The organism is Haemophilus sp. HMSC61B11 (genome assembly GCF_001838615.1).
Taxonomy (GTDB): domain Bacteria; phylum Pseudomonadota; class Gammaproteobacteria; order Enterobacterales; family Pasteurellaceae; genus Haemophilus_D; species Haemophilus_D parainfluenzae_AD.
This window is the reverse complement of sequence record NZ_KV837957.1, coordinates 260,883-286,604: the sequence shown is the minus strand read 5'-3', so window position 1 is coordinate 286,604 and position 25,722 is coordinate 260,883. Positions and strand designations below refer to the sequence as shown.

The 25,722-nt window shown below is 38.4% G+C and carries 26 protein-coding genes and 1 riboswitch; of the genes, 8 read left to right on the top strand and 18 right to left on the bottom strand.

Translation table 11 applies throughout. The features are described from left to right. The first annotated feature begins 30 nt into the window (after positions 1 to 30). The 3 genes from HMPREF3263_RS03150 (at position 31) to HMPREF3263_RS10730 (ending at position 3,558) form a co-directional block, all read left to right on the top strand. On the top strand, positions 31 to 1,869 hold the full coding sequence (locus tag HMPREF3263_RS03150; RefSeq protein ID WP_070852944.1) for a DEAD/DEAH box helicase: 1,839 nt from the start codon (positions 31 to 33) through the stop codon (positions 1,867 to 1,869). 95 nt (positions 1,870 to 1,964) lie between these two features. Next, positions 1,965 to 3,359: a membrane-bound lytic murein transglycosylase MltF gene (mltF, locus tag HMPREF3263_RS03145; RefSeq protein WP_005697863.1), complete on the top strand. Its 1,395-nt coding sequence runs from the start codon at positions 1,965 to 1,967 to the stop codon at positions 3,357 to 3,359. A 55-nt stretch (positions 3,360 to 3,414) separates the two neighbouring features. Next, positions 3,415 to 3,558: a hypothetical protein gene (locus tag HMPREF3263_RS10730; protein ID WP_005697833.1), complete on the top strand. Its 144-nt coding sequence runs from the start codon at positions 3,415 to 3,417 to the stop codon at positions 3,556 to 3,558. A 46-nt stretch (positions 3,559 to 3,604) separates the two neighbouring features. On the opposite strand, the gene hpf is transcribed toward HMPREF3263_RS10730, so the two are convergent. The 4 genes from hpf to HMPREF3263_RS03125 form a co-directional block, all read right to left on the bottom strand. Continuing rightward, positions 3,605 to 3,928: a ribosome hibernation-promoting factor, HPF/YfiA family gene (gene hpf / locus HMPREF3263_RS03140; RefSeq protein ID WP_005697849.1), complete on the bottom strand. Its 324-nt coding sequence runs from the start codon at positions 3,926 to 3,928 to the stop codon at positions 3,605 to 3,607. Between the two features lie 241 nt (positions 3,929 to 4,169). Beyond that, a complete protein-coding gene (locus HMPREF3263_RS03135; RefSeq protein ID WP_032804030.1) occupies positions 4,170 to 5,543 on the bottom strand; it encodes an alanine/glycine:cation symporter family protein in 1,374 nt (457 codons plus the stop codon). 87 nt (positions 5,544 to 5,630) lie between these two features. After that, positions 5,631 to 5,752: riboswitch (glycine riboswitch) on the bottom strand. 308 nt (positions 5,753 to 6,060) lie between these two features. Continuing rightward, on the bottom strand, positions 6,061 to 8,058 hold the full coding sequence (tkt, locus tag HMPREF3263_RS03130; RefSeq protein ID WP_005697845.1) for a transketolase: 1,998 nt from the start codon (positions 8,056 to 8,058) through the stop codon (positions 6,061 to 6,063). An 85-nt stretch (positions 8,059 to 8,143) separates the two neighbouring features. Continuing rightward, positions 8,144 to 8,821, bottom strand: a complete 678-nt coding sequence (locus HMPREF3263_RS03125) for a YtjB family periplasmic protein (protein ID WP_032804031.1) — start codon at positions 8,819 to 8,821, stop codon at positions 8,144 to 8,146. Between the two features lie 68 nt (positions 8,822 to 8,889). Between HMPREF3263_RS03125 and serB the strand changes: the two genes are divergently transcribed. The 3 genes from serB (at position 8,890) to HMPREF3263_RS03110 (ending at position 10,981) form a co-directional block, all read left to right on the top strand. Next, positions 8,890 to 9,834: a phosphoserine phosphatase gene (gene serB / locus HMPREF3263_RS03120; protein ID WP_005697857.1), complete on the top strand. Its 945-nt coding sequence runs from the start codon at positions 8,890 to 8,892 to the stop codon at positions 9,832 to 9,834. A 20-nt stretch (positions 9,835 to 9,854) separates the two neighbouring features. Then, entirely contained in the window at positions 9,855 to 10,346 is a 492-nt protein-coding gene (locus tag HMPREF3263_RS03115) for a YajQ family cyclic di-GMP-binding protein (RefSeq protein ID WP_005697922.1), read from the top strand. 119 nt (positions 10,347 to 10,465) lie between these two features. Next, on the top strand, positions 10,466 to 10,981 hold the full coding sequence (locus HMPREF3263_RS03110; RefSeq protein WP_141762782.1) for a hypothetical protein: 516 nt from the start codon (positions 10,466 to 10,468) through the stop codon (positions 10,979 to 10,981). 28 nt (positions 10,982 to 11,009) lie between these two features. On the opposite strand, the gene HMPREF3263_RS03105 is transcribed toward HMPREF3263_RS03110, so the two are convergent. Further along, positions 11,010 to 11,621, bottom strand: coding sequence for a hypothetical protein (locus HMPREF3263_RS03105; RefSeq protein ID WP_070852942.1), 612 nt, complete (start codon positions 11,619 to 11,621; stop codon positions 11,010 to 11,012). 202 nt (positions 11,622 to 11,823) lie between these two features. Here HMPREF3263_RS03105 and HMPREF3263_RS03100 point away from each other — a divergent pair, with 202 nt between their 5' ends. Beyond that, positions 11,824 to 12,300 carry a hypothetical protein gene (locus HMPREF3263_RS03100; protein WP_256337381.1) on the top strand — a complete coding sequence of 159 codons (477 nt, stop codon included), beginning with the start codon at positions 11,824 to 11,826 and terminating at the stop codon, positions 12,298 to 12,300. 58 nt (positions 12,301 to 12,358) lie between these two features. On the opposite strand, the gene argH is transcribed toward HMPREF3263_RS03100, so the two are convergent. Beyond that, positions 12,359 to 13,732 (bottom strand): argininosuccinate lyase, encoded by a 1,374-nt coding sequence (gene argH / locus HMPREF3263_RS03095; RefSeq protein WP_005695394.1) that lies wholly within the window; start codon positions 13,730 to 13,732, stop codon positions 12,359 to 12,361. A gap of 231 nt (positions 13,733 to 13,963) precedes the next feature. Between argH and rho the strand changes: the two genes are divergently transcribed. Then, on the top strand, positions 13,964 to 15,226 hold the full coding sequence (gene rho, locus HMPREF3263_RS03090) for a transcription termination factor Rho (protein WP_005695393.1): 1,263 nt from the start codon (positions 13,964 to 13,966) through the stop codon (positions 15,224 to 15,226). 60 nt (positions 15,227 to 15,286) lie between these two features. Here rho and rplS read toward each other — a convergent pair whose 3' ends face one another. The 12 genes from rplS to HMPREF3263_RS03030 all read right to left on the bottom strand — a co-directional run bounded on the left by rplS (position 15,287) and on the right by HMPREF3263_RS03030 (position 25,718). Beyond that, the gene (rplS, locus tag HMPREF3263_RS03085; protein WP_005697000.1) at positions 15,287 to 15,637 is read right to left on the bottom strand and encodes a 50S ribosomal protein L19; all 351 of its coding nucleotides are present in this window, start codon (positions 15,635 to 15,637) and stop codon (positions 15,287 to 15,289) included. Positions 15,638 to 15,673: 36 nt separating this feature from the next. Then, the gene (trmD, locus tag HMPREF3263_RS03080; RefSeq protein WP_005697001.1) at positions 15,674 to 16,414 is read right to left on the bottom strand and encodes a tRNA (guanosine(37)-N1)-methyltransferase TrmD; all 741 of its coding nucleotides are present in this window, start codon (positions 16,412 to 16,414) and stop codon (positions 15,674 to 15,676) included. 37 nt (positions 16,415 to 16,451) lie between these two features. Next, positions 16,452 to 16,979: a ribosome maturation factor RimM gene (gene rimM, locus HMPREF3263_RS03075; protein WP_049375798.1), complete on the bottom strand. Its 528-nt coding sequence runs from the start codon at positions 16,977 to 16,979 to the stop codon at positions 16,452 to 16,454. 44 nt (positions 16,980 to 17,023) lie between these two features. Then, complete coding sequence (gene rpsP / locus HMPREF3263_RS03070) at positions 17,024 to 17,269, bottom strand: 30S ribosomal protein S16 (RefSeq protein ID WP_049375799.1); 246 nt, start codon at positions 17,267 to 17,269, stop codon at positions 17,024 to 17,026. A gap of 226 nt (positions 17,270 to 17,495) precedes the next feature. Next, positions 17,496 to 18,845, bottom strand: coding sequence for an NADP-specific glutamate dehydrogenase (gene gdhA / locus HMPREF3263_RS03065; protein WP_049375800.1), 1,350 nt, complete (start codon positions 18,843 to 18,845; stop codon positions 17,496 to 17,498). A gap of 233 nt (positions 18,846 to 19,078) precedes the next feature. Then, a complete protein-coding gene (hemB, locus tag HMPREF3263_RS03060) occupies positions 19,079 to 20,101 on the bottom strand; it encodes a porphobilinogen synthase (RefSeq protein WP_049363661.1) in 1,023 nt (340 codons plus the stop codon). A 56-nt stretch (positions 20,102 to 20,157) separates the two neighbouring features. Then, positions 20,158 to 20,952, bottom strand: coding sequence for a twin-arginine translocase subunit TatC (tatC, locus tag HMPREF3263_RS03055; RefSeq protein ID WP_070852941.1), 795 nt, complete (start codon positions 20,950 to 20,952; stop codon positions 20,158 to 20,160). Between the two features lie 9 nt (positions 20,953 to 20,961). Further along, positions 20,962 to 21,567, bottom strand: a complete 606-nt coding sequence (gene tatB / locus HMPREF3263_RS03050; RefSeq protein WP_070852940.1) for a Sec-independent protein translocase protein TatB — start codon at positions 21,565 to 21,567, stop codon at positions 20,962 to 20,964. Positions 21,568 to 21,569: 2 nt separating this feature from the next. Continuing rightward, on the bottom strand, positions 21,570 to 21,800 hold the full coding sequence (gene tatA, locus HMPREF3263_RS03045) for a twin-arginine translocase TatA/TatE family subunit (RefSeq protein WP_070852939.1): 231 nt from the start codon (positions 21,798 to 21,800) through the stop codon (positions 21,570 to 21,572). Positions 21,801 to 22,022: 222 nt separating this feature from the next. Then, positions 22,023 to 22,505, bottom strand: a complete 483-nt coding sequence (locus HMPREF3263_RS03040; protein ID WP_005699987.1) for a hypothetical protein — start codon at positions 22,503 to 22,505, stop codon at positions 22,023 to 22,025. Positions 22,506 to 22,533: 28 nt separating this feature from the next. Further along, a complete protein-coding gene (locus tag HMPREF3263_RS03035) occupies positions 22,534 to 23,625 on the bottom strand; it encodes an IS1595 family transposase (RefSeq protein WP_005700026.1) in 1,092 nt (363 codons plus the stop codon). A gap of 629 nt (positions 23,626 to 24,254) precedes the next feature. Further along, positions 24,255 to 25,718: a restriction endonuclease subunit S domain-containing protein gene (locus HMPREF3263_RS03030; protein WP_005698724.1), complete on the bottom strand. Its 1,464-nt coding sequence runs from the start codon at positions 25,716 to 25,718 to the stop codon at positions 24,255 to 24,257. Positions 25,719 to 25,722 lie beyond the last annotated feature (4 nt).

The window sequence follows — 25,722 nt, the reverse complement described above, 5'->3', positions numbered from 1 at the left end:
AGCTTTCCTTACTTACATTCGAGTATTTTAATGACAGACAAAATCACTTTTAATGATTTAGGCTTGCCTGAATTCATTCTAAAAGCCGTTTCTGACCTTGGTTTTGAAACACCTTCGCCAATCCAACAAGCTTGTATTCCTGCTCTTTTAGAAGGCAGAGATGTACTTGGTATGGCACAAACTGGTAGTGGTAAAACTGCCGCATTCTCTTTACCTATTTTGGCTAAAATTGATCCTGCCGCAAAACATCCACAATTATTGGTGATGGCACCAACACGCGAGCTTGCTATTCAAGTTGCGGATGCTTGTGAACACTTCATGAAATATGCAAAAGGCATCAATATCGTGACACTTTATGGTGGTCAACGTTATGACATCCAATTACGCGCATTAAAACAAGGAGCACAAGTTGTTGTGGGTACACCGGGTCGTATTTTGGATCACATCCGTCGTAACACATTAAATCTATCTGAATTAAAAGCAATCGTACTTGATGAAGCAGATGAAATGCTTCGTATGGGCTTTATTGATGATGTAGAAACCGTTATGGCTGAATTACCGGAAGAGCACCAAACTGCGCTTTTCTCAGCAACTATGCCTGAGCCAATTCGTCGCATCACAAAACGCTTCATGAATAATCCACAAGAAGTGAAAATCAAAGTAAATAATGATAATGCACCTGATATTGAACAAAATTGTTGGTATGTTCAAGGTTTCCGTAAAAATGATGCGTTATTACGTTTCTTGGAAGTAGAAGAGTTTGATGCGGCAATCATTTTTACTCGCACTAAAACGGGCACACTTGATGTGACTGAATTATTAGAAAAACACGGTTTCCGTGCTGCGGCATTAAACGGTGATATGACTCAACAATTACGTGAGCAAACCTTAGATCGCTTACGTAATGGCAGTCTTGATATCGTCGTTGCAACCGATGTGGCTGCGCGTGGTATCGATATTGAACGAATCAGCCTTGTGGTGAACTATGACATCCCACTTGATGCAGAGTCTTACGTTCACCGTATCGGTCGTACCGGTCGCGCAGGTCGTTCTGGTCGTGCATTATTATTCGTTGAACCACGTGAACGCCGTTTACTTCGTAATATCGAACACTTGATGAAAAAACCAATCAATGAAGTTGAATTGCCAAATCATGAAGTGTTACAAGCTTGTCGTCGTAAGAAATTCCAAGACAAGATTACCAAGCAATTGGAACATCACGATCTCGAAATGTATCGCAGCTTATTGGAAGATTTATTCACCGCTGATCAAGATCAAGAAGATATTGCTGCAGCGATGTTAATGTTGCTTCAAGGAAAACAAAAACTGATTCTTCCACCTGATCCTCCGATGGATAAACGCCGTGGTGACCGTAATGATCGCGGTGATCGTCGTGAAAATCCACGTTCGGCTGAACGTCGTGGTGAACGTAAAGGCTACGGCACACCACAACCGATGGATTTATATCGTATCGAAGTGGGTCGTGCGGATGGCGTAGAAGTACGTCATATCGTAGGTGCAATCGCAAATGAAGGTGATATTAACAGTCGTTATATTGGTCATATCAAACTTTATGATGACTACTCTACCGTTGAATTACCACAAGGTATGCCAAAAGAATTGCTCCAACAATTCGGTAAAACGCGCGTTTTAAATAAACAAATGCAAATGAGCTTTATGGGCGCAGCACAGTCAGACAATAGACGTGGTGGCAATGACTTTGGTGGAAAAGGTCGCCGTAATGAACGTGGAGACCGAGGCCAAGATCGCTTCCGTGGTGAACGTAACGGCGAACGTCGTCAACGTAAATTTAACGATAAAAACGACCGCACTTTTAATGAACGTGGTCGCCGAGATCGCCAACATTAATCCTTATTTAACAGCCCCTTGAAGTAAAAGGGGCTTTTTTATTGTCTTAATTCTCGTTACAATCCTCTCTTATCTCAATTTATAAGGTTTATCTATTGAAAGGTCTATTTTTACGTATTATTGCTGCTTTTGCATTATTACTTTGGGCAATTGATATGGTCTTCCCTTGGCAAAAAATTATGCAATCGGAGCAAAACCCTTACACTGCGATCAAAAATCGCGGTAGCCTTATTGTCGGCACCATTAATAATCCCATTTACTATTTTATTGGGAATGAAGGCGAATCAGGCTTAGAATATGAATTAGCAAAAAACTTTGCTGATTATTTAGGGGTTCGCTTACAAATTAAAACCTTAGAAAATAACGATCAACTTTTTAACGAATTAGAAAATAATAATATTGATATTGCGGCTGCGAATCTTTTGTTCCAACCTCAACGTGCAGAAAAATTTCAGTTAGGGCCATCTTATACTTCCGCTTCTTGGCAGCTTGTGTATAAAAAAGGGGAAAATCGCCCGAAAGATTTAGCACAAGTCCAGCAAGAAATTATTATTTCTGCAGGAGAAGACTTAGAAAAATTATTATTCCTTGCACAGAAGAAACTCCCTGCACTTAAATGGCAGAATAACAAGCAGTTGACCCAAGAAGAATTGTTAATTCAAGTAGCGGAAGGCAAAATTCCTTATACCATTGCAAATAGTATTGATGTGGCGGCCGCACAACAAATTCGCCCTAACTTAGCCATTGCATTTGACCTAACGGATGAAATGACCGTGCATTGGTATCTTTCCAATAAATCCTATAATGAGCTACAAGCAGGCTTGTTGGATTTTATGAATAATGCCATTGAAACAGGATTAATTGATCGTATTGAGGAAAAATATTTCCGCCATATTACCGCCTTTGATTATGTAGATACTCAGGCTTATTTAGAGGCTGTAGAAAAAATTCTACCTCAATATCAACCGCTCTTTGAAAAATACAAAGGGAATTTAGACTGGCGGTTATTAGCTGCCGTGGCCTATCAAGAATCGCATTGGGACCCTTATGCCACCTCTCCAACGGGTGTACGCGGAATGATGATGCTCACCAAAGATACAGCTGTGCGGATGAATATTAATAATCGCACAGATGCCGAACAAAGTATAAAAGCGGGATCGGAGTATTTGCATTGGCTACTCGCTCAAATACCTGACAGTATTCCAGAAGAGGATCGAATTTGGTATTCTTTAGCAGCATACAACATGGGATTAGGGCATATTTTAGATGCTCGTCGCTTAACAAAAAAATTGGGGGGCAACCCAGATAACTGGTTAGATGTAAAAAATAATCTTCAACTATTATCAGAAAAGCGTCATTATTCAAACTTAAAATATGGCTATGCTCGCGGCTATGAAGCCTACCAATATGTCGAGAATATCCGCCGTTACATGAACAGTATTGTGAATTATCATCGCGTTCAAGAAAACCAAGCGACTGCAACAGAGTAAGTGCGGTCAGAAAACACAACGTTTTATTGAACTCAAAGAAAACAAGGAGAAAAAGATGTTAAAAAGAAAAACTTTTTTAAAGAAAAAAGCATCAAGAGATATCTCTGCTTCACGTAACTTACGTTTACGACGTTTAAAACACCGTAAAGCAAAACAATTCCAACGTCATGCGTTACAATTAGTGATTCAAGATATCTAAAAAAGGGCGAACATCATGTTCGCCCTTTCAATTTATTCATTATCCTTTATTTTTCAAAAGAATCTTTCAAACGCTCATCTGCTCGGCGGGATTCGCCTTTATGTTGAAGTTTATTTAATTGACGTTCTAATTTTTCTTCGACTTCATTAATCGCTTTATACATATCATCTGCCGTTGCAGTGGCTAACAGATTACCTAATGGAGTTCCAATTGAAGCCTCTACGGAAAAGCCGTTCGGTACTTTACTTAAAACAAAGTGTGGGCTAATCAGTTGAGTGTGCCATTTCTCTAATTTTGCAAGTCTTCCCTCCACATGTTCACGAATTGCAGGGGTGATATCCATTTGTTTACTTGTGATATTGAGTGTCATAGCATTTACCTCTTTTGCTTAAATGAACCCTTCGGTTCCGTTCATCTTTAATAACAACATATCGACCTTGAACCACTTTTTCAAGTGCTTTTAGGTAAATAAAAAAACAAATGTTCAAAAATATGATCGGGATCTAATTTCTGAAAAAATGTGATTTCATTTCCGTGTAAACTTGTTATGATGTAAAGCTGTAAACAACAAAGGGAAGCGTTCTGCTTCCCTTTTCTTTTTATGAGATGAATTAGGCTAATTCATCTTGATCATGTTGCGTGGCTTTTAAACGCTCAAAGTAATCTTTGGTTTCTGAAATAATCTCTTTACGTAAACCAATTAATGCCACTAAGTTCGGGAAGGTCATTAAACCATTCACAATATCCGCTAAAATCCAAATTAAATCTAAAGTAAGGAATGAACCAGCCCCAACTAGAACAATAAACACGAAGCGATACAATTTAATACCACGGATACCAACTAGGTAAAGGAAACAACGTTCACCGTAGTAGCACCAACCTAAAATTGTGGTAAAAGCAAAGAATAATAAGCCAACTGTCACAATCGTTGCACCAAATGATGTACCTAATCCCTGAGCAAAAGCATAGTTAGTCACGCTTGCGCCTGAAAGCTCAGGGTTACTCCATGCTCCTGTAATCACAAGCACTAAGCCCGTCATCGTACATACGATGATGGTATCTAAGAATGTCCCTGTCATCGAAATTAAACCTTGGCGAACAGGCTCTTTCGTTTGCGCCGCTGCAGCAGCAATAGGCGCACTCCCTAAACCAGATTCATTTGAGAAAATACCGCGCGCAACACCCGATTGAATGGCTTTCATCACGGTAAAGCCAACTGCACCACCTAAAGCAGCCTGTGGATTAAACGCACTCTGAATAATTAATGAAATTGCAGCAGGTAATTTATCGTAATTAACGATTAAGATGATAATTGAGGTCGTCACATAACCCAGTGCCATAAAAGGCACAATGACGGCAGAGGCTCTCGCAATACGTCTTACCCCACCGAGAATAATCATAGCGACCAATACCGTCACCACTGTTGCAGTAATCACAACAGGCACGTTAAAGGTGTCTTGCATCGCATGCGTAATCGCATTAACTTGAGGGAAAGTACCGATACCGAAAAAGGCCACCAACACCCCAAATAGCGCAAATAATTTCGCTAACCACTTAATACCAAGACCACGTTCGATGTAGTACATTGGCCCACCAGCCATAAAACCGTATTTATCGCGTACACGATATTTCACTGCAAGTAAACATTCAGCGTATTTAGTTGCCATGCCTAATAATGCAACTAGCCACATCCAAAAAATCGCGCCAGGTCCTCCCGCTTGTACGGCAGTCGCTACACCCACGATATTCCCTGTACCAATGGTTGCCGCTAATGCGGTACAAAGTGCAGCAAAAGAAGACACGTCCCCTTTGCCTTTATTTGCACCTCGAGCAAATAAATAGCCCAAGGCACGAGGCAAATAACGAATTTGCAAAAAGCCTAAACTAAGGGTGAGATAAAGTCCGGTTCCGGACAAAAGAATAAGTAGGGGCGGCCCCCATATAAAGCTACTAATAGCCGATAAGATTGTCTGTAATGATGACATTAATGATTCCTCGTCGTTTAAAATACAAATAAACTCGACAAGGAGACAAGAAGAATCCCGATAGAAATATATTGATAATACGGATTGTCTTTTGCCCCTGTCCTTTTGCCTGAGCGTTTGGAAAACAATCGAAAAATCGACCGCTCTTTTGCGCCTTCGGCGTCCATTTACATCAATAAAATGCAATGGATCTCTCCAAGGGTTCGTCCAGTAACAGTCCCTGCAATCTTGCGATTGCGCCTGAAAGATTTTACCTCGTCGGCGTAGGGGCAATTCCCTACTCTCCAGCTACCTTCTTCCGAACTCACTTTTTACGTTTTATTTTTATCGCAAAAAGCGCTATAAATTCTAACAAACTTAAAAAGCGAACTCAATGGATTGACGAAAAAAGGCTTAGATAACAAGGTGAAATCAGATAAAAACAAAGTGCAGTCAAAAATTTTCTTATTTTTTGACCGCACTTTTTCAAATCAAAAAATAAAGGCAGGTCATTACCTGCCTTTATCCATTTTAATAATTATAAAATCTCTTTTGCTTTTGCCACCACGTTATCTACGGTGAAACCAAAGAGTTTGAATAATTGATCTGCCGGTGCTGATTCGCCAAAGCTATTCATACCTACCACGCGACCTTCAAATCCAACGTATTTATACCAGAAGTCTGCAATACCTGCTTCAATCGCAACACGTTTAGTTACAGCTGCTGGTAACACACTTTCACGGTACGCTGCATCTTGTTTATCGAAACGATTAGTGCTTGGCATAGAAACAACACGTACTTTTTTACCTTCAGCAGTCAATACATCTGCTGCTTTCACTGCTAATTCCACTTCAGAACCTGTCGCGATGAAGATTAACTCAGGTGTGCCATCACAGTCTTTTAACACATAAGCACCACGTTTAACTGCATCTAATTGTGCAGACGTGCGGTCCATTTGTGCTAAGTTTTGACGGGTAAAGATCAACGCACTTGGGCCATCTTTACGCTCAACCGCTTGTTGCCATGCGATAGCTGATTCCACTTGATCACAAGGACGCCATGTTTCAAGATTTGGAATTAAGCGTAATGATGTGGTTTGCTCAACTGGTTGGTGAGTTGGACCATCTTCGCCTAAACCGATCGAGTCATGAGTATAAACGAATAAAGAACGTTGTTTCATTAATGCTGCCATACGCACCGCATTGTGTGCATATTCGTAGAACATTAAGAAGGTTGCGCCATAAGGAATGAAACCGCCATGTAAAGCAATACCATTCATGATCGCTGACATACCAAACTCACGTACACCATAGTTAATATAGTTACCACCTACGTTTTCGTGTGCTCGAATTGGTTTAGAACCGCTCCATAACGTTAAGTTAGAGCTTGCTAAGTCTGCGGATCCACCTAAGAATTCAGGTAACACATGTGCATAAGCTTCAATGGCATTTTGTGATGCTTTACGGCTTGCAATGCTTGCAGGATTCGCTTGTAATTTTTCAATAAACGCTTTAGATTCTGCTACCCAATTTGCTGGTAATTCACCGTTTACACGACGTGTAAATTCTGCCGCAAGTTCTGGGTATGCTTTTGCATAAGCGGAAAATTTTTCTTCCCACGATTTTTCTGCTGCAGAGCCTTTTTCTTTCGCTGACCATTCTGCATAGTACTCTGCTGGAATTTCGAATGGACCATATTCCCAACCAAGTGCTTTACGGGTTAGTGCGATTTCTTCATCACCTAATGGCGCACCGTGGCAATCATGAGAGCCTGATTTATTTGGTGAACCGAAGCCAATGATGGTTTTACAAATAATTAACGTTGGTTTTTCTTTTTCTGCCTGAGCAAGAATGGTTGCGGCACGAATTTGTTCTGCATCATGGCCATCCACATTGCGGATTACTTGCCAGCCATAAGCTTCAAAACGTTCTGCGGTATCATCGCTGAACCAACCATCAACATGACCATCAATCGAAATGTTGTTGTCATCGTAGAATGCGATTAATTTACCTAGACCTAATGTGCCCGCTAAAGAGCAAGCTTCGTGAGAAATCCCTTCCATTAAACAGCCATCACCTAAGAACACATAAGTGTGGTGATCGACAATTTCATGACCTTCACGGTTAAATTGACCTGCTAATGTTTTCTCTGCAATTGCCATACCCACTGCATTGGTAATACCTTGGCCTAGTGGACCCGTTGTAGTTTCAACACCTGGTGCATAACCATATTCTGGGTGGCCAGGAGTTTTAGAATGTAATTGACGGAATTGTTTTAAATCTTCGATAGAAAGATCATAGCCTGTTAAATGTAATAAGCTATAAATCAACATTGAACCGTGGCCGTTAGAAAGCACAAAACGGTCGCGATCAGCCCATTTAGGATTGTTTGGATTGTGTTTTAAGAAATCGCGCCATAATACTTCAGCGATATCTGCCATTCCCATTGGTGCGCCTGGGTGGCCTGATTTTGCTTTTTGTACTGCATCCATTGATAGCGCACGAATTGCGTTGGCGAGTTGTCTACGAGTTGCCATGTTTTTCTCCTATCTAAATAATTCTCAGTATTCTACCCTATTTACTGATTGGCTTAACCAATATTTGCAATTTTATTTAACTTGATCAAATTCTTCGACGACGTTGATGGAAACGTTGACTACTTGATTTACCTTGTAAATTAACCACGGTTTTAGTTTCCACTGGTTTTCGATATGTTCGACGATAATGACTTAAAAAATAATGAATGGAACTGGCGAATAACGCGCCTAATAAAAAGACCACGACAATTTCACCATATAAGCGGTGAAAGACTTGATTGATTTTGTTCTGTGTTGTTTGAGCATATTGGGCGTCAAACGTCACACGCAAAAAGCCACGAACCGCGTTATTAGAAGCAGAATAAATTGGCTCAACAATTTGTTGTGTTGAAAACTCACCTTCATTTTTATGTTCTAGGCCAAGTTGCTCACGAAGGTTGCCTGTATTGGTACTTTGTGCCAATTCTTTGCCGTTATAATCGTAAATAGTCGCATCGAGCACAAAGTTTTCTTTGACTAAATTATCTAAATTTTCGACGAGCTGATCGGATTTCGCATTATTGGTTAATAAAACTGAAAATAAATTGGCTTGCTGACGAACCAAAGTATGCGATAAATTCGCTACTTGATTCACACTTGAAAGCTGTGAACCAATCTTAAATTGTTTCACGCCAAACAAAATCACGGCCATAGCACCGATACAAAGCAGCACAATGAGCCCAAACATCAGTGATTTTTGAAGTTTTTCTTTAATTAATTGCACGTTGTTTTTCCATTTTTTCGCCAAGATCGGCTAGAATAGACGAGTATTCACAATTTACAGGATTTTCTATGCAAATTCAAAACCTTGCAAGTATTACCCAAAAATATCCCCAATTTCCCACCGCACTTTCATCTGATTTGCCTCGCTCCGATGAATCGCATGCGTTTATTTTATACGGCACAACGCTGAATTTAGCCAAATTACTCGAATTCCAACAAAAGTGCGGTCAAACTTTCCTGTGTTTTGATGCATGGAACGTTGAAAAAAATACCGTTGTCCTTTTAAAAGGCAAATGGCTCGCCGATTTTATTGCCCATGCTCACGACCTGCAATTAGACATCACTAAACTGGATTTTGATGCAAAATTATCAGAAAAAGGTTTATTGGTGATGGATATGGATTCTACTGCCATTCAAATTGAATGCATTGATGAAATCGCCAAACTGGCCGGCACAGGTGAATTAGTTTCTGCCATTACTGAAAGTGCCATGCGTGGCGAGCTTGATTTTGAACAAAGTTTGCGCCGTCGAGTGGGAACACTTAAAGGAGCGCCAGAAACTATTTTGCAACAAGTGCGTGAAAAATTACCGTTAATGCCCGGCTTAATTGAAACCATTAAGACATTACAACAACATGGTTGGAAAACTGCCATTGCTTCTGGTGGTTTTACCTATTTCGCCGATTACTTAAAAAGTTTATTAAACCTCGACTTTGCGGCGTCTAATCAATTTGAAATTATTGATGGCACGCTTACCGGCAATGTGAAAGGTAGCGTGGTCGATGCGCAATACAAAGCGAATACCTTGCAAAAACTCGCTGAAGAATACAACATTCCACGCAAAAACACCATTGCTATTGGTGATGGAGCCAATGATTTGGCGATGATGAAGGTCGCAGGATTAGGCGTAGCATTTCATGCCAAACCGAAGGTGCAACAACAAGCACAAATTGTGGTAAACTTTGCTGACTTAACCGCACTTTTATGTCTTTTAAGTGCAAATGATCGAATTTAATTCATTTTGGGAGAAAACTTATGCCATCTTTTGACATCGTATCTGAAATTACTATGCACGAAGTGCATAATGCGGTTGAAAATGCAAACCGAGTATTAAGTACACGTTATGATTTCCGTGGCGTGGAAGCCGTCATTGAATTAAATGAAAAAAGCGAAACCGTGAAAGTGACCACCGAATCTGATTTCCAATTAGAGCAATTAATTGAAATCTTAATTGGTGCGTTTGTAAAACGTGGTATTGAGCATAGCTCATTGGATATTCCAACAGAAAGTGAACATCACGGTAAACTTTACACTAAAGAAATCAAATTAAAACAAGGGATTGAAACAGAGATGGCGAAGAAAATCACTAAATTAGTGAAAGATTCAAAAATCAAAGTTCAAACCCAAATTCAAGGTGAGCAAGTACGCGTAACCGGTAAATCACGTGACGATTTACAAGCCGTTATTCAATTGGTGAAAGGCGCTGAATTAGGCCAACCATTCCAATTCAATAACTTCAGAGATTAAAAAATCTAGGTATAATCTACTTTGTTTTTTATAACACGATATAATTATTTTATTGGTCTCGATGTTCTCAAAACATGATATTGAGAACATCAACTTAACTAAACTTATTAGAGGTTACAATGAAAAGAATTTTAATGGTCATCGTTGCAGTTTTAACATTAGCGACAGCGAATATCACTATGGCGGAAGATGTCTATTATTGGAAAGATAGAACGTTAACCACAACTGGTGAAGATACTTTCCGTGTGAATAAACCACAAGTGAATACCGAAGAAGATCGTCGTTTACTTGAAGAAGATAAACAAAAATTAAGAAATATCATCACCTATTATAAAAAAATCAATGCCGTTATCAAAGAGAAAAATAAAAAACCGTCATTAGCAGCACCTTATTATGACGATATGTTTAATAAATTTGTAGATATTGTGTCTGAATCCGTATCCAAAAAACGATATGATAAAGAATATGTCACATTATTTAGAGAGATTGCTCAAATTACTACCGATTACTATCTTTCGGTGTATAATGAATTAGGAACCGATCTGGTAAAAAATGCAGTGGAAGAAAAAGCACATTTTTTAGATAAAACTGTTATTTTAAGATTTGTGACTGATAATCCTAATTATTATAAATAACAAAAAGGCGGAATTCTCCGCCTTTTTGTTATATTGTGGCGCTAATATTTTTGAAATCATCATTATCAGCTAATTCGGCTACCTTACCTTTATCCAGCTCATTAGCTATATTAGTTTTGATATTCCCTTTTTTGTATTGATCGGCAAACTCATTTTCTTGCGCATAGAATTCGGACGTTGATTTAAACTCACCGCTCAATAACTTATCGGCAACTAAATTTAAATACTCTTCACTCGGTGTCTCATTTCTTTCCGCTTTGATTTGTGTCATCAAACCTTCTTTTAATTGAGTACGCAATTGTTCATTCTTTAAAAGATATTCTAAATTAAGATGATTTGCGACATCTAAGTTCTCATTAACAAAAGCTCTAACTGACGTTAATTTCATTAACACAGCATTAAGTTTACTCACTACCACTTCATTACTATTAGTTGCATTTGGCACTATAGTCATTTTTGGATCTGACGCTAAATATTGAGAAAGATAACTACTCACAAAACCAATATATTGACGATCGTTTCTTTGGAAACCTAAAAATTCTGGATCTAAAGCCGTCTTTAAATATTTATCACCTACCGTTGAGACAATTGTTCGCATTGCTTCCGCACTATTACCAGGTTGGTTTGTATATACTTGCATTTCGATAAATTTACCTGGGTGAGCGGGTGTAGCATTTTATGCCAAGCTGAAGGTGCAATAACAAGCATAAATTGTGATAAAATTTACACCAACGAAATCAAATTCAAGTAAGGAATGGAAATGCCGAAGAAAATCACTAAATTAGTGAAAGGCGCGGAATTAGGCCAACCATTCCAGTTTAATAACTTTAGAGATTAATTTAATGAAAAAATATCTTTGGGTATTTTGGGCTGCCGTTCCAGCATATTCGCTCGCAAATGAGAATGCCATGAATCTCGGTGATAGCGTCATTGATATTGTAAAATGTGAAAGCACCAAAGGCGAAAAAATTTGGGTTGCACTGAATAATCTTAAAACATTCACTTACATGAAAAATAATGCGAATGTGGCCTCTCAAACAATAGATAATGCCTACTTACAAGCTTATGCAACGGAGACGACTCTTTTTCTTCCACCAACGGAAAATCATCACTTGTGGACGATAATAAAAGAGAACGCAGCAGATAAGACGGGCGTCAATCAAGTTACTATCGATTTGCGTAATGAGAAAGGTAAGCTAATTTCTCATGCTGCTTGCAAACGAAATGATGAGACTTTTTCATTATTAATGGAATCGAGTTTCGATATAAAAGAGCCTACCGATAAAGTCCTTGAATTAATGGATCCACCTACGCCATAAAAACGAAAGAGCGGTCAAAAACACAATATTTTTTGACCGCTCTTTTTATTTACGCTAATTAAGCCAATCTCGCTTTTGCTTCTGCAATCGCTTCTGCTACACGAAGTGGTGAAACCCCACCTTTCGCACAACGTTTATCTAAACAAGATTGTAGCGAAAGAATGTCATAGACATCATCCCCTACTACATCACTGAATTGACGGAACTCAGGAATGGTTAAGTCTTCCAAGGCTTTACCTTTTTCAATGGCATAAACCACGGTTTCACCGACAATATGATGAGAATCACGGAATGGTACACCTTTTGCTACAAGGTAATCTGCTAGCTCTGTTGCATTTGAATAACCTTTTAAGGCAGCTTCGCGTGTACGATCGGTATTCACTTTTAACTCATCTAACACGAAAGTCGCCATATCTACGCAATCTTGCCAGGTATCTAATGCATCAAAGATCCCTTCTTTGTCTTCTTGCATATCTTTGTTATACGCTAATGGTAAACCTTTTAAGGTCATCAACATACCGGTTAATGCACCCATGACACGGCCCGCTTTACCACGAATCAATTCACAAGCATCTGGATTTTTCTTTTGTGGCATTAAAGAGGAACCAGAAGTCACACGATCCGATAATTCCACAAAATTCGCTTCACCACTGTTGAAAATAATCATATCTTCTGCGAAACGAGAAAGGTGAGCCATGCTTAAAGATGCCGTTGAAAGTAATTCCACAATATGATCGCGATCTGATACGCTATCCAAACTATTACGCGTCGCAAAAGCAAAACCAAGATCGGCGGCTAATTGTTCACGATCGACCGCATAGGCTGTCCCCGCAAGTGCACCACTGCCTAATGGACAGCTATTCATGCGTTTATAAGCATCGGCGAGACGTGAATAATCACGCTCAAACATTTCCACATAAGCCATGCACCAATGAGCAAAAGTGATTGGTTGTGCACGTTGTAAATGAGTATAACCCGGCATCACCGCATCTTGTGTATTTTCCGCCGTTTGAACCAAATGGCGTTGAAGATTACGAACGGACTCTTGTAACTCGATTACACGCTGTTTGCACCACATTTTGATATCAAGTGCAACTTGGTCATTACGGCTACGACCCGTGTGTAATTTTTTACCTAAATTACCCACTTTATCAATAAGCTTACTTTCCACCCAGCTATGAATATCTTCTGCATCATCTTGCAAAATCGCTTGTGGATTTGACCGCACTTCGATTAATAATTCATTTAAGGCAACCTCTAGCTGTTGTTGCTCTTCAGCACTTAATACACCAACATTCACTAAAGCTTTAGACCAACCAATTGAGCCTTCAATATCTTGCTCTGCCAAGCGATAATCAAAACGCAGGCTATCATTAAAATCTTTAAAACGTTTGTCTGCCGCTTGTGTAAAACGACCACCCCAAAGAGCCATAGGTTATCCTTCTTTTAACATTAAAACATGATTAATTATTCAATTATCACGCATAATTAATCAATATGCAATAATAATCTCTTCATGACTGGTTATTTTACCCTGTTTTTTCTAACAAAAACTAGACAGTATTAGATTTTAGTGGTAATTTACGCACCATTCTTAAGGGCATTGCCCACCATTCAAACATTTCAGTATTATCAACTCTTATTCGTTCCAACATTATTAATTATGCATCTTACAGAACTTAAAAATACGCCTGTTTCTGATCTTGTGAAACTTGGCGAAGAACAAATGGGTTTGGAAAATCTTGCCCGTTTACGTAAACAAGATATTGTTTTTGCTATTTTGAAACAACACGCCAAGAGCGGTGAAGATATTTTTGGCGGCGGCGTGTTAGAGATTTTGCCCGATGGTTTCGGTTTCTTACGCTCCGCAGACAGTTCCTACCTTGCTGGTCCTGATGACATCTACGTCTCTCCAAGTCAAATTCGTCGTTTCAATCTTCAAACTGGTGATAAAATCGAAGGTAAAATCCGTCCACCAAAAGAAGGCGAACGCTATTTTGCACTTTTAAAAGTCGACCAAGTCAACGATGACAAACCTGAAGTCTCTCGTAGCAAAATCCTTTTCGAAAACTTAACGCCATTACATGCTAATTCTCGTTTAAGAATGGAACGTGGTAATGGTTCAACTGAAGATTTAACAGCACGTATTTTAGATTTAGCCTCTCCAATTGGTAAAGGTCAGCGTGGTCTTATCGTGGCTCCGCCAAAAGCAGGTAAAACCATGTTGTTACAAAATATTGCACAAAGCATCACGCACAACTATCCAGAATGTGAACTTATTGTGCTTTTAATCGATGAGCGCCCCGAAGAAGTAACAGAAATGCAACGCTCAGTTAAAGGTGAAGTAATTGCCTCAACCTTTGATGAACCAGCTGCTCGTCACGTTCAAGTGGCAGAAATGGTTATCGAGAAAGCAAAACGTTCTGTAGAGCACAAAAAAGACGTGGTGATTTTACTCGACTCTATCACGCGTTTAGCTCGTGCTTACAATACTGTTACGCCAGCATCTGGTAAAATTCTTTCTGGTGGTGTGGATGCAAATGCTTTACATCGTCCAAAACGTTTCTTTGGTGCAGCGCGTAACGTAGAAGAAGGTGGTAGTTTAACCATTATTGCAACCGCACTTGTTGATACGGGTTCAAAAATGGATGAGGTTATCTTTGAAGAATTTAAAGGTACCGGTAACATGGAATTACATCTTTCTCGTAAAATTGCAGAAAAACGTGTGTTCCCAGCAATCGACTTCAACCGTTCAGGTACGCGTAAAGAAGACTTACTTACCACACCAGATGAATTACAGAAAATGTGGATTCTTCGCAAAATCCTTAACCCAATGGGTGAAGTGGAAGCAATGGAATTCCTCATTGACAAACTTATGGTGGCGAAAACCAACGATGAGTTTTTTGAAATTATGAAGCGGTCTTAATATTGGCCGCACTTAAAAACAAAAAAGGCTTGGAAAACCAAGCCTTTTTCATTTTGCGAATTATTCGCCCAAACGCTCTTTAATACGAGCAGATTTACCTGAACGTTCACGTAAGTAGTAAAGTTTAGCTTTACGTACTGCACCTTTACGTTTAACAACGATAGAATCTACAGCTGGAGAGTGAGTTTGGAATACACGCTCAACACCTACGCCGTTAGATACTTTACGTAAAGTGAATGCTGAGTGCAAGCCACGGTTACGAATTGCAATAACCACGCCTTCGAATGCTTGCAAACGACGTTTGCTACCTTCAACTACCCATACTTTAACTTCTAAAGTATCACCTGGGCGGAAACTAGGTACGTTTTGTTTTAATTGTTCTTGTTCAAGTTGTTTGATAATGTTAGACATTGTTTGATCCTTTATTGATCCTAGATGTAACTGAAACTAACTGTTATATTCGGCTTGCGCTTCTTTTAACAGCTTACGTTGTTCGTCAGTCAGAGCTAGGCCTTCTAAGAGCTCAGGGCGTCGGAGCCACGTTCTTTGTAGCGATTGTTTTAATCGCCATTTCCGAATTTCTTCGTGGTGTCCCGACATCAGCACGGGCGGTACCGTTAATCCTTCTAACACTTCCGGTCTGGTGTAATGCGGGCAATCTAATAAACCATCTGCAAAAGAATCCTCTTCTGCCGAAGCTTGTTTGCCTAATACACCGGGAATAAATCGCGCAACAGCATCAATTAATGTCATTGCCGGCAATTCCCCACCGGTCAGAACGTAATCGCCGATTGACCATTCTTCATCAATTTCAGTTTGAATCAATCGCTCATCAATACCTTCGTAACGTCCACATACCAAAATCAATTTCTGATTTTGAGCAAGTTCCGTTATGCCACCTTGATCGAGTTTACGTCCTTGTGGCGAAAGGTAAATCACCTTTGCGCCTTCTCCTGCAGCTGCTCTCGCAGCATGAATCGCATCCCGTAAAGGTTGCACCATCATCAGCATTCCCGGACCACCACCATAAGGACGGTCATCCACGGTTTTATGCTTGTCGAATGTAAAATCTCTTGGATTCCAACATTCCACTTGCAGAAGATTGTGTTTTACGGCTTTACCTGTAACCCCAAATTCCGTAATCGCTTTAAACATTTCGGGGAACAATGAAATTACCCCTATCCACATAAAAAGCCTACTACATTACGTTTGTGCATACTTGAGATTAGAAACCAGCGTCCCAATCCACTTCAATTGTTTTCGTGGTGAGATCGACTCTTTTAACTACTTGTTCATACAAAAACGGAATTAACCGCTCTTGTTTCCCAAAAGCATCTTTAGTATTGGCTTTAACCACTAACACATCATTAGAACCGGTTTCCATCATCTCTGTTACAGTTCCCATTGTGTAACCTTCTAGGTTGACGACTGAACAACCGATTAAATCGTGCCAGTAATAATCCCCTTCTTCCAGTTCTGGGAAAACAGATAAATCCACACCAATTTCAACATTCGCTAAAGTTTGTGCAACTTCACGATCATCAACGCCTTTTAATTTAACGATGATTTCGTGATTATGATGACGCCAGTTTTCTAATTCAGTTGGCTGCCATTCACCTTTGATTTTTAAAAACCAAGGTTGATAATCAAAAATGCTTTCAGCTTGTTCTGTTGATGAATAAATACGTAACCACCCACGGATACCGTAGGTTGAGCCTAATTTGCCCACAACTTCAATGCGTTGTTGTTCCATATTTTTCACCTATCTTAGTTTAAGAACTAAATCAAAAAGCGAGATTATGCTTTTTGAGCTTCTTTTACCAAAGTTGCAACACGATCTGAAAGTGATGCACCTTGAGCAATCCAGTGGTTTACACGCTCAAGATCAACACGAAGACGCTCTGCGTTACCTTGTGCGATTGGGTTGAAGAAACCTACACGCTCAATGAAACGACCGTCACGTGGTGAACGACTGTCAGCTACTACGATTTGATAAAATGGGCGTTTTTTAGCTCCGCCACGAGATAAACGAATGGTTACCATAACCTTCCTCTAAATGTTTAATTACTAAAAGAATATTCTCAAACTCGAAAGTGATTTAAGAATATAGCTTACTTTTTTCTCTGTATATATAGACAAAAAGCCTGAAGATTTTACACTTTTTGAGCAAAAAAGCAAGCCAATAGCCTATTTCTACTTGAGAAATTCACCATAAAAAATGACCGCACTTCATCACAAAGTGCGGTCAATTTTTCATTAATTTATTGGATTAATAAACCCCTTGAGCCAACATTGCATCGGCTACTTTTACAAAGCCTGCTACGTTTGCGCCAACTACGTAGTTAATGTTTGCTCGGCCTTCTGCTGAACCGTATTTTTTACAGTTTGCATGAATATCTAACATGATTCGATGAAGCTGTTTATCCACTTCTTCAGCTGTCCAGTATAAACGTTGTGAACTTTGCGCCATTTCTAAGCCGGATGTCGCAACACCACCCGCATTAGCTGCTTTACCTGGGCCAAATAATACACCAGCTTCTAAGAATGCTTCTGTCGCTTCGATAGTGGTTGGCATGTTTGCACCCTCAGCAACCAATTTCACACCGTTTGCAATTAGAGCTTTAGCATCTGAAATCTCTAATTCGTTTTGGGTTGCGCAAGGAAGTGCAATATCTGCTTTCACTTCCCAAGGGCGTTTACCTGCAAAATATTGAAGACCAAATTGTTTTGCAAACTCTTCTACTCGACCACGTTTTACATTTTTGAGCTCTAATAACGCTTCTAATTTTTCACGATCGAATCCTTCTGGTAAATACACGTAACCCGCAGAGTCAGAACAGGTTACGACTTTCGCACCTAGCGCCATCGCTTTTTCAATCGCATATTGCGCCACGTTACCCGAACCGGAAACTAAAACGGTTTTACCTTGGAAGCTATCACCTTTCTCTGCAAGCATTGCTTGGGCAAAATAAACCAATCCATACCCCGTTGCTTCTGGGCGAATTAAACTACCACCAAATGAAAGACCACGACCAGTAAACACGCAAGCCGCTTGGTTTGATAATTTTTTCATATAGCCTGCAAGATAGCCTACTTCACGACCACCTACACCAATATCACCGGCGGGCACATCGGTATCTGGGCCAACATGACGATACAATTCAGCCATTAACGCTTGGCAGAAACGCATCACTTCAGCATCTGACTTTCCTTTAGGATCAAAATCTGAGCCCCCTTTCGCACCGCCCATTGGCAATGTAGTTAAGGCATTTTTAAAGATCTGTTCAAAACCTAAGAATTTTAAGATTGATAAGTTAACGGATGGATGAAAACGCATCCCCCCTTTAAAAGGACCAATTGCACTGTTGAATTGCACGCGGAAAGCACGGTTTACTTGAACTTGACCTTTATCATCAGTCCATGCCACACGAAATTGGATTGCGCGCTCTGGCTCAACTAAACGCTCCAGTAAAGCTTCTGAACGGTATTTAGGGTTTGCTTCCAAGAAAGGCCAGATTGACGTGAAGACTTCACGAACGGCTTGTAAAAATTCAGGTTGGTTGCCGTCACGTTGAGCCACTTTTTCAAGAAATGCGTCTAATGATGCTACTGCTGACATAGGATTTTCCTTCTAGTAGTGAGTTAATATGATGTGTGTAACGTTATTTTATTTATCACCGTCTTGTTGCGGCGTGTCATCAATATAACAATAGAAAAATCAACTAGGCAATAGTTTTTTTATAGAAAAAATGAAGAAAAAATAAAAAACGAGAAAACATTTAATATTTTCTCGTTTTTATTAGATAAAATCTAAAATTAGCACCTGGATTAGCACTTCAACTTAAAAAATGCTTATTTATTTTTACCTTCTAAGTAAAGCCATTCAGCGACTTGCTTCGCAAAATACGTTAAAATACCATCCGCACCAGCACGTTTAAAGCAAAGCAATGATTCCATGATGCATTCTTTTTCTTTCAACCAACCATTTTGAATGGCCGCCATATGCATCGCATATTCACCAGAAACTTGATAAGCAAAGGTTGGCACACCAAAATAGTCTTTCACGCGATATACCATGTCTAAATATGGCATACCTGGTTTCACCATCACCATATCTGCCCCTTCTTGTAAATCAAGAGCCACTTCTTGCAAGCCTTCATTACCGTTGGCTGGATCAAGTTGATAGGTTTTCTTGTCACCACCTTTCAGGTTGCCGGCAGAACCGACTGCATCACGGAATGGACCATAATAATTAGACGCATATTTTGCTGAGTATGCCATAATTTGTGTATTGATATGACCATTTTCTTCCAACGCCTGACGAATACGGCCAATACGACCATCCATCATATCACTCGGTGCCACAATATCAGCACCCGCTTCAGCGTGTGAAACAGCCTGTTTAATCAGGATATCTGTTGTAATATCGTTTAATACATAGCCTTCTTCATCAATGATCCCGTCTTGTCCATGTAGTGTATAAGGATCGAGTGCGACATCGGTTAATACCCCTAATTCTGGATAAGCGGCTTTCAATGCTCTCACTGCACGCTGTACCAAACCATTCGGGTTAAATGCCTCATCAGCCATTAAAGATTTTTTATCTTGCTCAACTACAGGGAATAATGAGATCACTGGCACGCCGTATTTCACTAAAAGGCCTGCTTCGATTAATAACTGATCGATCGTTAAACGTTCAACTTTAGGCATAGAAGGGACTGGTTCACGATGATTTTCACCTTCAATGATAAATACCGGATAAATTAAATCATTCGCGGTTAAAGTATTTTCTGCCACTAAACGGCGACTAAAATCATGTTTACGTAAACGACGAAGGCGACGGGTTGGAAAACCGCCTAAAATTTGTTGAGTCATAATAATATTTCCTGTTTTTATGATGTTAAAAGGGCGTATCACCTACGCCCATTTTCTTAATCTTTGTGATTCAAATCACCCTGATTTTCTACCGCACTTTCCTCATCAGTTGCCTCTTCTTCATCCTCTTTCGGTTGATAGAAACGTGCAACTAACAAGCCTAATTCAAAAAGAAGACACATTGGTACAGCAAGTAAAGTTTGAGAGAACACGTCTGGTGGCGTTAAGATCATGCCAACAAAGAATGCTCCCACAATAATATAAGGGCGTTTTGCAGCTAATGCTTTCGTGGTTGTGACGCCTGTCCAGCAAAGCAAAATAATGGCAACGGGTACTTCAAAACACACACCGAAAGCCAAGAATAATGCTAGCGCAAAATCAAGGTAACTGCTGATATCCGTTGCGATAGCGACCCCTTCTGGTGCAGTTTGCGTAAAGAAACTAAACACGAAAGGGAAAACAACATAATAAGCAAACGCTACACCGCAATAGAATAAAACGGTACTGGAAAATAATAACGGATAAATTAAACGTTTTTCATGTTGATACAGTGCTGGTGCAACAAACGCCCAAATTTGATAAAGCAAATAAGGCACCGAAATAAATACCGATACAATCGCGGTTAATTTAATTGGCGTAAAGAATGGCGTTTGAATATTGGTTGCAATCATGGTTGCCCCCTTTGGCATTACTGCCGTTAAAGGTGCGGCGACAAAATGATAAATATCATTAGAAAAATAAACCAACGCCACAAAAACCACTAAAATACAAATTACACAACGTAATAAGCGGTTTCTGAGTTCAACAAGATGGGTAATTAACGGTTGGGAATCGTCCGTCGTATTGCTCATAATTATTCTCTAGGACTTAGCTTCAGATTTAGGTGCTGGTTGCAGTTCCACATCATCCGGCGAATAGTAATCAGATAAACGCTCGGTTAATTCAGCTTGTTCATGGGCTTCAAGTGCGGTCAAATCTACTTCTGCTTTTTCAGATTCCAAAACGTCGGTAGTTTCATTCTCTGCATGTTCTGTCGATACTGTTTCAACTGGTTTTTCTGCTGTTTCTTGTGAGTTTACCGCAAGTTTTTCAGCAGAATCAGCAGAATTTTCAGCCGCACTTTTAATTTCTTTAATTTGCTCTTCCACCGTTGTGCCCGCAGCAGCCGCTTTTTCTTCTAGCTCTGCACGCATTTTTTGAGCCTGTTCTTTCAGCTCTTCAACGGTTTTACTTAAGTCTGGGGAAAGCTGTTTTAGATTCAGTTGTTCCGCTTTCTTGATACTATCTTGCAATTCTTGCAATTTAAGCTCTTGTTTTAATTCATTTTGAACATTAGCTGCCAACCCACGGATCGTTTTCACCCAGCCCATTACCGTGCGAATAGCCACAGGTAAACGCTTAGGGCCTAGTACCACTAAGCCCACAAGCATCAATAAAACAAGTTCGGAAAAACCAATATCAAACACGGTTATGCCTGTTCTTTATCTTTTACAGTTTCAGTTTTTTCAGCGGTTGTTGTACAGTCTTTAATTTGAGTAAATTCCGCATCTTTTTTCGGTTCGTCGTCAGACATCGCTTTTTTAAAGCCTTTTACTGCTGCGCCAAGATCAGAGCCCGCATTGCGTAATTTTTTGGTACCAAATACTAATAAAATCACGACTAATAAAATAATCATTTGTGCCGGGGATAAACCAAACATAGAAAAACTCCGTTAGAATTAAATTGAAAATTTGGGCTTGAATATACTCTTTTTATGCATTTGTCTCAAGAGGTAATTTTAAAAGTGCGGTCAAAAAATACGGTATTATGTAGCAGTTGCACAAAGACCAAAATTTAAACAAAACCATACAAAAATGCCCTTATTTCGATAAGGGCATTATTTTTTATAAATGTATTTTACAGAATTCTACTTATTTTTACGTTACTCACTTTTCCGTTTTCTTCTAAACAGTCTTTCTCGTTGCTCCTCTAGCAGCATTTGTTCCATCATTGCAGGGTAAACTTGTTCACAAAGCACAACATATTCTGGTTGAGTAAGATGTTCTCTGACTTTTGTTGGGCAACGTAAATAGACTTTATCTTCTGCAAAACTGCTAATAATAGAAAGCATCTGATAAGGTTTCCCATCTTCGGTTTCAAACACTTCATCGGTAAATTGCATTTCAAATATCGCCACGACCACCTGATTATTGGCGATTTCATAAGCTCCGTAAAATATCAATGGATTACGGGGTAAAGTACTGACTTCTTTCGCAAGGTCTCGCAAATTGTGATAGAACAACAGATAGGCATCATCTTTTACGTTTGAATACATCTGAGCCAGTTCACGCATAAAAGTTTTGAATGTTTCATAGTCCATCTTTTTTAAATCCACGTTAAGTGGCGTGTGTGTCATGGTTTCCATCATTGTTCCTTATATTGTTTTAAATTATTTAGGCTACGGCTAAATATTGGTTATCGTTTGAGGCTTCCAAACATAAACTTTCCAATCCAAATTTTGCCGTAGGCTTCTTATTTCCCTGCCAGTAGCCAGTTAAATCTCGTGAAGGTCTGGCTTTCAAACAGCGTTTTAGTACGTTGTCGAATTTGTCTTTATCTGACTGGTAACGAAAATCCTCACGCCATGCGGTTTCATTCGCATAGTGCATCATGTAATTATTTCCCATCTTATGATACACACCCATAATCATTCTTCTAAATCTTGCAAAGAAGGATTCTGCTAGGTTATTGGTGGTGCCGTCAATCGAGCAATATTCTTGCGAATGATTTACGCGACATAAGTCATAGTGAAATGCCAAGCCATCATAAGCAGGATTTTCATCAGCGCAAATTGTAGATTTTGGTGCGACTAAGCGATGTGTTAAAGCAAGCATATCATCAGCATTTTCCTCTTTAACTAATGCAACGAGTGTGCGGTCGGTTCCTTTTATTATTTCCTGATTTGCAGCTTGTTGACGGAAAACCATAACGCAGGATTTATCTTTACGTTGGTGACATCTCTTACGTCTATCAATTCGCTTATGTTTAAAATTTTTGGGGCGAAGGTAGTTATTCACATAACAACCATCAATATGAATAATGCCCGTGAGTGGTGTGTAATCTTGCATTTTTTCAACTGCTTCACGAAATTTATGTAGTAATGCCCATGACGTTTTATATTGCACGCCAATATGACGAGATAAGTTAAGCGCAGAAATCCCTTTACTATTGATAGTGAAATAATAAACCGATAACAGTAGCTTTTTTAGGGAAAGTTTAGTGTGCTGAAAAATCGTACCACTTTTTACAGAAAAACGATGTTGGCAATGTTTGCACTGCCATTGCTTACGAGAAGAAATAAAATAGGCTTTATGCTCAATCTGACAACGAGGACATTGAACTGTATGAAAACAATGAGAATTTCCCCAACGAGCATTTTTTAGAAGAATGAGTATTTCTGTATCAGATAAATCGTAAATAGCGAACGCAGAGAGGTTGCGAAGTGCAGAAAGTAAAAGTGGTGATGTTTTCTTGTTGTTTTTCATTTTTTCGTTCAACGTGCATAATCAACTTTCAACTTATTGTTTTGTAGCCAATAAGTCATGTTTCTCTTGCTAAATTGGTTGAACGAATTAAATATGAAAAAAAGCAAACGAGAAAATTTGCTTAAGACAGGGAATATTCTAGATCAAAATTTACTTAGCTAGCAAGAAGAATATATCCTTTAAAGATCTTATCGCCATTACTATAACAACAAAAATGTTGATTAATTCTACTTTATGAAAATCAAAAAATCATATTGATGTGAGATATGAAAATGGTGTTTACAATTTATGTAATGAAGTGAAATTGTTTAAGGCTGAGCGTTTCAGATTTGCTTTAAAGTAGATGATGTTGAGCTATCTAAATTTCCTTGTGTTACAAGGTATTTGCCAAACGCTAAAAACGAAAGAGTACCGACTCGAAAATTAGAGTTGGCTTAAAGCATTTGAGTTTTGAATACTTATGTAAACCACAAGGAAATTTCGATGGAAATTCGATAAACTGAAAGGTATGTACAAATTCCTGTTAGCCCAAATAGTTAGGTTCTGGCTAAGTTATTTATTTAACCTGATAATAAATATCGAATAATAGGAAATAAAATAATTCACAATATAAGTATATTCAAGCAATTTCATAATATATATAAATGCTCAGGTTTTAATGAATCATTCTTTATATCACTTAATATTTCTTCAATTATATTATTTCCTTTTATAATTAAATTATTCAACTGATATATTCCAAGTGTCTTAATATCTTCAAAATTAAATGAGAATAAATCAACATCTTTTGCATTATTATACAATTTAGCTATCAACTTAAAAGAGTCTATACTGATGTTAGGAAATCTTAATATATCCCAATATTGAATAGCAAAACTACCACCTTGCCCACCAACTGACAATTTATCCATAATTCCTATATGCTTCATATAATATAGAAAAGTAGCCACAAATATACTACGGTCTAAATTCAGTTCTTTTTCGTTTTTAATTGGTTGAATGATTATCCCATGGAAATTTGTTGTAAAATTAAGATTATCACAAATAACAAATGTTTTACCTACATTTCCTTCCCCTGAAAATAAAATATCTCCTTGAGATAACTGCCATATTTTATTTGAAGTACCTAAATAGGTTTCTTTTACAATGCGACCAGAATCAGATATATCACTTGGATATATTAGCCTATAATATTTCTTATTAGGAATATTTGTTTGAATTGATCTACCTAAATCTCTTTTAGCTAGATTTGGACCTCTTTTTATGATAAAACCTAAGTCCTTTAGAGTATTACTACCAATAGCTTCTACTTTATAGAAAAAATCATTAACTGAAGAAGAATAGAATCCAGCATCAATCCTTTTGTTTTTTAAAATTTTACTAATTAGGTTTTTATGTTCAGTAGAATCGAATGAATTAAGCTCATTATCATAAATAGAAAATATCTCTAATAATTTATTTCTACATAGATATTCCATATGGCATATATTTTTCATGACATTAGATAGTTTTTTAATAACCCATTCATTATCATTATGAGGCAAAAAACATTCTAAAAACTTATCACCAGAATGTTTTAAAGTCGCACCTTTAGGAGTTACTGCTAAAAGTTGTTCCTTGAAATAATTATCTCTTAGTAGGGTCAAAAGATAATATTTATCAATATTATCTTTTATATTTAACTTTACTACACCAGAAGAAAAAGTATAGTCAATATTATTGTCTGTTAGTTTAATAAAAATTGCAGAATCTGAGATATTCGCATCTGTAACGACTAAAATATCTTCATGTGCTATTATTCTATTCTCATCTTTCACCATCGGTTTTAAGAATATACACGAATCATTGTTAACTATAGATGATATTCTATTTATATTGCTAGTTCTTATAAAAGCTAACTTAGAATTCTCTACATATGCGGAACTACCTGTTTCATATCCACGCAGAAATGGTAAATCCTTTAAAAATGATCTGATTTTTAATTTCTTATTATTTTTAATATTAATATCTCTATAGTTTGATGGAGATAGTGAGTTATTATTGGAAACTATTTTTGAAATATTAATTTTTTCTGGTTTTATTATGTTAATCATGAAT

Excerpts from the sequence above, each read along its gene's own strand:
- HMPREF3263_RS03150 (WP_070852944.1), top strand. The coding sequence starts at position 31 with ATGACAGACAAAATCACTTTTAATGATTTAGGCTTGCCTGAATTCATT.
- HMPREF3263_RS10730 (WP_005697833.1), top strand. The coding sequence starts at position 3,415 with ATGTTAAAAAGAAAAACTTTTTTAAAGAAAAAAGCATCAAGAGATATC.
- hpf (WP_005697849.1), bottom strand. The coding sequence starts at position 3,928 with ATGACACTCAATATCACAAGTAAACAAATGGATATCACCCCTGCAATT.
- HMPREF3263_RS03135 (WP_032804030.1), bottom strand. The coding sequence starts at position 5,543 with ATGTCATCATTACAGACAATCTTATCGGCTATTAGTAGCTTTATATGG.
- tkt (WP_005697845.1), bottom strand. The coding sequence starts at position 8,058 with ATGGCAACTCGTAGACAACTCGCCAACGCAATTCGTGCGCTATCAATG.
- serB (WP_005697857.1), top strand. The coding sequence starts at position 8,890 with ATGCAAATTCAAAACCTTGCAAGTATTACCCAAAAATATCCCCAATTT.
- HMPREF3263_RS03115 (WP_005697922.1), top strand. The coding sequence starts at position 9,855 with ATGCCATCTTTTGACATCGTATCTGAAATTACTATGCACGAAGTGCAT.
- HMPREF3263_RS03110 (WP_141762782.1), top strand. The coding sequence starts at position 10,466 with ATGAAAAGAATTTTAATGGTCATCGTTGCAGTTTTAACATTAGCGACA.
- HMPREF3263_RS03105 (WP_070852942.1), bottom strand. The coding sequence starts at position 11,621 with ATGCAAGTATATACAAACCAACCTGGTAATAGTGCGGAAGCAATGCGA.
- HMPREF3263_RS03100 (WP_256337381.1), top strand. The coding sequence starts at position 11,824 with ATGAAAAAATATCTTTGGGTATTTTGGGCTGCCGTTCCAGCATATTCG.
- argH (WP_005695394.1), bottom strand. The coding sequence starts at position 13,732 with ATGGCTCTTTGGGGTGGTCGTTTTACACAAGCGGCAGACAAACGTTTT.
- rho (WP_005695393.1), top strand. The coding sequence starts at position 13,964 with ATGCATCTTACAGAACTTAAAAATACGCCTGTTTCTGATCTTGTGAAA.
- rplS (WP_005697000.1), bottom strand. The coding sequence starts at position 15,637 with ATGTCTAACATTATCAAACAACTTGAACAAGAACAATTAAAACAAAAC.
- trmD (WP_005697001.1), bottom strand. The coding sequence starts at position 16,414 with ATGTGGATAGGGGTAATTTCATTGTTCCCCGAAATGTTTAAAGCGATT.
- rimM (WP_049375798.1), bottom strand. The coding sequence starts at position 16,979 with ATGGAACAACAACGCATTGAAGTTGTGGGCAAATTAGGCTCAACCTAC.
- rpsP (WP_049375799.1), bottom strand. The coding sequence starts at position 17,269 with ATGGTAACCATTCGTTTATCTCGTGGCGGAGCTAAAAAACGCCCATTT.
- gdhA (WP_049375800.1), bottom strand. The coding sequence starts at position 18,845 with ATGTCAGCAGTAGCATCATTAGACGCATTTCTTGAAAAAGTGGCTCAA.
- hemB (WP_049363661.1), bottom strand. The coding sequence starts at position 20,101 with ATGACTCAACAAATTTTAGGCGGTTTTCCAACCCGTCGCCTTCGTCGT.
- tatC (WP_070852941.1), bottom strand. The coding sequence starts at position 20,952 with ATGAGCAATACGACGGACGATTCCCAACCGTTAATTACCCATCTTGTT.
- tatA (WP_070852939.1), bottom strand. The coding sequence starts at position 21,800 with ATGTTTGGTTTATCCCCGGCACAAATGATTATTTTATTAGTCGTGATT.
- HMPREF3263_RS03040 (WP_005699987.1), bottom strand. The coding sequence starts at position 22,505 with ATGGAAACCATGACACACACGCCACTTAACGTGGATTTAAAAAAGATG.
- HMPREF3263_RS03035 (WP_005700026.1), bottom strand. The coding sequence starts at position 23,625 with ATGAAAAACAACAAGAAAACATCACCACTTTTACTTTCTGCACTTCGC.
- HMPREF3263_RS03030 (WP_005698724.1), bottom strand. The coding sequence starts at position 25,718 with ATGATTAACATAATAAAACCAGAAAAAATTAATATTTCAAAAATAGTT.